Genomic DNA, 2,442 nt, shown 5'->3' with positions numbered 1-2,442 from the left:
TTTCCGATGGTGCGGTACACGTAGTAGAAGGTGCAGCCCGGACCGGCGGAATCGTCGGTGTCGTAGGTCAGCACCCCGACGAACCGCCCAGCCCCTTACCGCGCGGCAGTGGCACCGGCGTCCCCGAAAACCGCTGTGGCACAGTCCGATCACCCCACCCGACCGGCGAGCCGGCGAGCGTCGGCCACGACGGCGGATGCGCGACCGCGTCGGGCATCACCGCGCCCCCGGCCTCCAGCAGCAGCACCCGAACCCTCTCGTCCTCGGTGAGCCGCGCGGCGAGCACACAGCCCGCACTACCGCCACCGACGATCACGAAGTCATAGGAATCCGAAGAGGACATGTCGATCATCCGTTGCGTGGTGTTCATGGACACCACGGTCGCGCCGGGCCGGAAGCGCCCGCATCCGTCAGCTGACGGTGATCGCGACGTAGGTCGTCGGGGCGTGGGACGACGTACGTCGCTGTCACCGTCACCTGACGGATGTGCCGCCCGGCCGTCGGCGACGACAGTGGAGTCGTACCACCGGCATCCCACTGTTAGAAGGACGAAATCCCATGGTCGACAACGGAAATGGCCGTAACAAGCGACGCGTTACCCGGGCCGCGGCGGCACTTGTCGCCGGTGTGGCGGGGCTCAGCCTGGCCGTCGCCTGCTCCTCGAACACCGTCACCCACGCCGGTCCCGACGAGGACGCGCCGCGCCCCACCATCGTGCTCGAGCACGGCGCGTTCGCCGACGGGTCGAGCTGGAACGATGTGATCGCGAAGCTGAGCAAGGATCGGTATCCCGTGGTGGCGGCGGCCAATCCGCTGCGCGGTCCCGCGAGTGACGCCGCCGCGCTGCGCAGCGTGATCAGCCACATCGACGGGCCGGTGATCCTGGTCGGACATTCCTACGGCGGCTCGGTGATCAGCGCCGCGGCGGCTGGAAACGACAAGGTCAAGGGTCTGGTCTATGTGGCCGCGTTCCTGCCCGCACCGGGTGAGACCGCGCTCGAGCTGACCAACAAGTTCCCCGGTTCCACCCTGCCCGGCACCTTGAATCCGGTGCCGTTCACCAATGCCGACGGCAGCGCGGGCACCGACCTGTTCATCCAGCAGGACAAGTTCCCCGCGCAGTTCGCCGCCGACGTGCCCGCGGAGCGCGCGGCCCTCGCCGCCGCGTCGCAGCGGCCGATCGCTCAGTCCGCGCTCGAGGAGAAGGCCACCGTCGCCGCCTGGACCGAGAAGCCGAGCTGGGACATCGTCACCACCAAGGATCTGAACATCCCGGTGGAGGCGCAGCGGTTCATGGCCCAGCGCGCCCACGCGCAGGTCACCGAGGTCGACGCCTCGCATTCGGTCGCCGTCTCGCACCCGGAGGTGGTCGCGAAGGTGATCGAACAGGCCGCCGCGGCCGCGCACTGATCCGAAACCCGAACCCTGCCAGGAGAACACGAAAATGGATATGAAACTGGAAGTCGTCGTGCTGCCCGTCGCGGATGTCGATCGCGCGAAGGCGTTCTACGCCGACCGTCTCGGATTCCGGCTCGACGCCGACTTCACCGTGGACGACGGCTACCGCGTGATCCAGGTGACGCCGCCCGGCTCCGCCTGCTCGGTCATCTTCGGAACCGGTGTCACCGCTGCCGAACCCGGCTCCCGGGATGGCCTGCACCTCATCGTCACCGATATCGAACAGGCCGTCGCCGACCTCACCGAACGCGGCATCGCCGTCGAGGGACCCTTCCACGACGCGACCGGCGTCTTCCACCACGCCGGAACCGCCGCACGCCTCCCCGGCGTGCATCCGCAGCGCCGCAGCTACGGTTCCTTCGCCGCCTTCCGCGATCCGGACGGCAATGCCTGGTTCCTGCAGGAAATCACGCAGCGCGCGCCCGGCCGCTGACCCCGACTCCCCGAAAGCACCCTCATGTCTGACGACCTCCAGACCTACGACGTCATCGTCATCGGGGCCGGTCCGGTCGGCGAGAATGTCGCCGACCGCACCAGTGCCGCCGGACTCAGCACCGTCATCATCGAATCCGAACTGGCCGGCGGCGAATGCTCCTACTGGGCTTGCGAACCCAGCAAGGCGCTGCTGCGACCCGCCCTGCTGTACGCCGAGGCCGCCCGGTTCCCCGGCGTCGCGAGCGCGATCACCGGCCCGCTCGACGCCCGCGCCGTGCTGAAACACCGCGACCGCATGGTCGCCGACTGGAACGACCAGGGGCAGGTCGACTGGCTCGAATCCGCCGGTATCGCACTGATTCGCGGCCACGGGCGACTCGACGGCGTCCGGCAGGTCACCGTCGAGACCCCCGACGGCGGCACCGTCCGATTGCGTGCCCGGCACGCGGTCGCGGTCTGCACCGGTACCCGTGCGGCGCTCCCGCCGGGCCTGGACGCGGTGCGGCCGTGGACGAGTCGCGAGGCCACCAGCGCCACCGAGGTGCCGCG

General features: G+C 69.5%; 4 protein-coding genes. 3 read left to right on the top strand and 1 reads right to left on the bottom strand.

The genetic code is table 11. The annotated features are described in order from the left end of the window. Positions 1–67: 67 nt before the first annotated feature. Positions 68–370 carry a lycopene cyclase family protein gene (locus tag ACWELQ_RS43775; protein ID WP_452402867.1) on the bottom strand — a complete coding sequence of 101 codons (303 nt, stop codon included), beginning with the start codon at positions 368–370 and terminating at the stop codon, positions 68–70. Between the two features lie 188 nt (positions 371–558). Here ACWELQ_RS43775 and ACWELQ_RS43770 point away from each other — a divergent pair, with 188 nt between their 5' ends. The 3 genes from ACWELQ_RS43770 to ACWELQ_RS43760 form a co-directional block, all read left to right on the top strand. Then, the gene (locus tag ACWELQ_RS43770) at positions 559–1,410 is read left to right on the top strand and encodes an alpha/beta fold hydrolase (RefSeq protein WP_452402866.1); all 852 of its coding nucleotides are present in this window, start codon (positions 559–561) and stop codon (positions 1,408–1,410) included. Between the two features lie 34 nt (positions 1,411–1,444). Continuing rightward, a complete protein-coding gene (locus ACWELQ_RS43765) occupies positions 1,445–1,891 on the top strand; it encodes a VOC family protein (RefSeq protein ID WP_452402865.1) in 447 nt (148 codons plus the stop codon). Between the two features lie 24 nt (positions 1,892–1,915). Then, positions 1,916–2,442: FAD-dependent oxidoreductase (locus ACWELQ_RS43760; protein WP_452402864.1), on the top strand; the 527-nt coding region annotated here is incomplete at its 3' end.

This window comes from Nocardia sp. NPDC004722 (assembly GCF_053601505.1).
The sequence above is the reverse complement of the archived record's forward strand: the minus strand, read 5'-3'. Positions and strand labels throughout refer to the sequence as shown.